General features: G+C 72.8%; 1 protein-coding gene. It reads right to left on the bottom strand.

Translation table 11 applies throughout. The features are described from left to right. The coding region (locus ACLEQD_RS40855) for a condensation domain-containing protein (RefSeq protein WP_410391330.1) at window positions 1-2,686 on the bottom strand (2,686 nt) is incomplete at both ends.

Genomic DNA, 2,686 nt, shown 5'->3' with positions numbered 1-2,686 from the left:
TCGCGCACGAGCACGCCCATGGACCAGCCGTCGGAGACGATGTGGTGCATCGTCAGCAGCAGCACGTGCTCTCGCGAATCGATCCGGATCAGCGAGGCGCGCAGCAGGGGCCCGCGCGCGAGATCGAACGGACGCACGGCCTCCGCGGCGGTGCGTCCCTGGGCTTCGGCCTCACGTTCGGCCGGGGGCTGCGCGCCCAGGTCCACCACGGTCAGGTGGAAGTCGCCAGCAGGATGGACCTCCTGGAAGGGCTCCGCGTCACGGACCACGAACGTGGTGCGCAGGGCCTCGTGACGGTGGAGGAGCGCGCGGAAGGCCTGCTCCAGCGCTGGCACGTCCAGCTCGCCCTGTACGCGCAGCGCGAACGGGATGTTGTACGTGGCGGTGCCGGGCTCCAGCTGATCAATGAACCACAGGCGCTGCTGGGCGAACGACAGCGGCAGCGGGCCCGTGCGCGGCACGGGGACCAGCGGAGGCGGCGCGGGCAGCTCCACCTTCCGCTGGGCGACCAGCACCCGGTACACCTCGCGGGCACGCCGGTGTGCCTCGGCCCAGGTGAGGGTCTCTCCCTCCTGCTCCGCGGACACGGCCTCCGGCGTGAGCCGGGCCTGGGCCTGGAGCAGCCGGTGCAGGCCCGCGTCCTTCGCGGAGGCGGCGGACGGGTCGCGCCACGCGTGGAACAGCAGGTGCCGCTCTCCCGCCGTGAGCAGGGGCAGCGCGTGGAGCGGATGATCCGGCCCCGCGAGGGCTCCCTCCAGCAGCACGCGCAGGTGGCCCATCATGCGCTCCGCCGTCGAGGCGTCGAACAGGTCGGTGCTGTACTCCAGCAGGCCGCGCAGGCCCTGACCCCGGTCGCTGATGGACAGGACGAGGTCGAACTTCGCCGCGCGGTGCTCGAGCTTGAGCGGGCCCATCTTCAGCCCGGGCCCGAGCACCTCCGGCATCGGGGCGTTCTGGTACGCGAGCATCACCTGGAAGAGGGGCGCGCGGCCGGCGATGCGCTCGGGCCGCAGCGCTTCCACCAGCTTCTCGAAGGGCACGTCCTGGTGGGCGTAGGCGCCCAGCGTCACGTCGCGCACCCGGGCGAGCAGCGCGCGGAAGCTGGGGACTCCGGCGAGCTCCGTGCGCAGGACCAGCGTGTTGACGAAGAAGCCGATGAGCCCCTCCAGCTCCGCGTGCGTGCGGCCCGCGATGGGTGAGCCCACGCTGATGTCGTCCTGTCCGGAGTAGCGCGACAGCAGCACCTGGAACGCGGCCAGCACCACCATGGAAGGCGTGACGCCCTCCTGGCGGCAGAGGGCCTGGAGCGCCTCCGACAGCGCCATGGGGAACTGGAAGGCGTGCGCGCCACCCTGGAGCGTCGGCGCGGCCGGGCGCGGGCGGTCCGTGGGCAGCTCCAGCGTCCGGGGCGCGCCCTGGAGCCGGGCCCGCCACCAGCCGAGCTGTGCCTCCAGCACCTCGTCGCGCAGCCACCCGCGCTGCCAGAGGGCGAAGTCCGGGTACTGCACGGCGAGCGGTTCAAGGCTCGCGGGACGTCGCAGGGCGTGGGCCGTGTACAGCGTCGTCAGCTCCTGGACGAGGACGCCCATGGACCAACCGTCGGAGATGACGTGGTGCAGGGTGATGAGCAGCGCGTGTCGCGCCTCCTCCAACCGGACGAGGAGCACGCGCCAGAGCGGCCCCGTCGCCAGGTCGAAGGGCCGCCAGGCCTCGTGCTCGACGAGGCGGTGGAGCGCGGCTTCGCGTTCGTTGGCGGGCAGGCCGCTCACGTCCGCCCAGACCGCCGGCAGCGGAGGCTCAGTCGCGATGACCTGGACGGGCTGGTGCCCGTGCTCCTGGAGCGTCGTGCGCAGGGATTCGTGGCGCTGGAGCACGTCGCGCAGGGTGCGCGTGAGCGCGGGCACGTCGAGCGGGCCCTCCAGACGCACGGCGGTGGGGAGGTTGTAGTTCGAGCTGTCGGGGTCCAGCTTCGAGAGGAACCACAGGCGCTGCTGCGCGAACGACAGGGGCGCGGGGCCCTGCGCGGTCCGGGCACGGAGCGGTGGCACGGGCGCCGCGGGCCTCTCCAGGACCAGCGCGTCGATGCGGCGGGCCACCGCCTCCACGGTGGGGCTCGCGAAGAAGTCGGGCAGGGAGAGCTCGACCCCGAAGTGCTGTCGCACGCGCGCGAGCACCTGGGTGGCGCTCAGCGAGTGGCCGCCCAGGTCGAAGAAGCTGTCCTCGGCGCCCACGTCCTCGATGCGAAGCACGCGGCTCCAGAGCGCCGCCAGCTCACGCTCCGTGTCGGTGCGCGGCGGACGGGTGGGGGCGCGGGCTTGCGAGGCTTCCGGAGCAGGCAGGGCCTTGCGGTCCACCTTGCCACTGGGCGTCAGCGGCAAGGCGTCCAGCACCACGAAGGCGGAGGGCACCATGTACTCCGGCAGCCTCTCGTGCAGCCGCGAGCGCAGCGCACCCACCTCCACTGCTTCACTGCCGCTACCGCGCACGACGTAGGCCACGAGCCGCTTGTCACCGGCTGCATCCTCACGGGCCACCACCACCGCTTGCCGCACGCCGGGCTGCTGCTCCAGTGCGGCTTCAATCTCTCCCAGCTCGATGCGCAGGCCGCGCACCTTCACCTGGAAGTCCGCGCGGCCCACGTACTCGATGGCACCGTCGGGCAGCCAGCGGGCCACGTCGCCGGTGC

The sequence above is a fragment of the Corallococcus sp. 4LFB genome, assembly GCF_046520365.1.
GTDB classification, from domain to species: Bacteria; Myxococcota; Myxococcia; order Myxococcales; family Myxococcaceae; genus Corallococcus; species Corallococcus caeni.
This window is presented reverse-complemented; position numbering and strand designations above follow the sequence as displayed.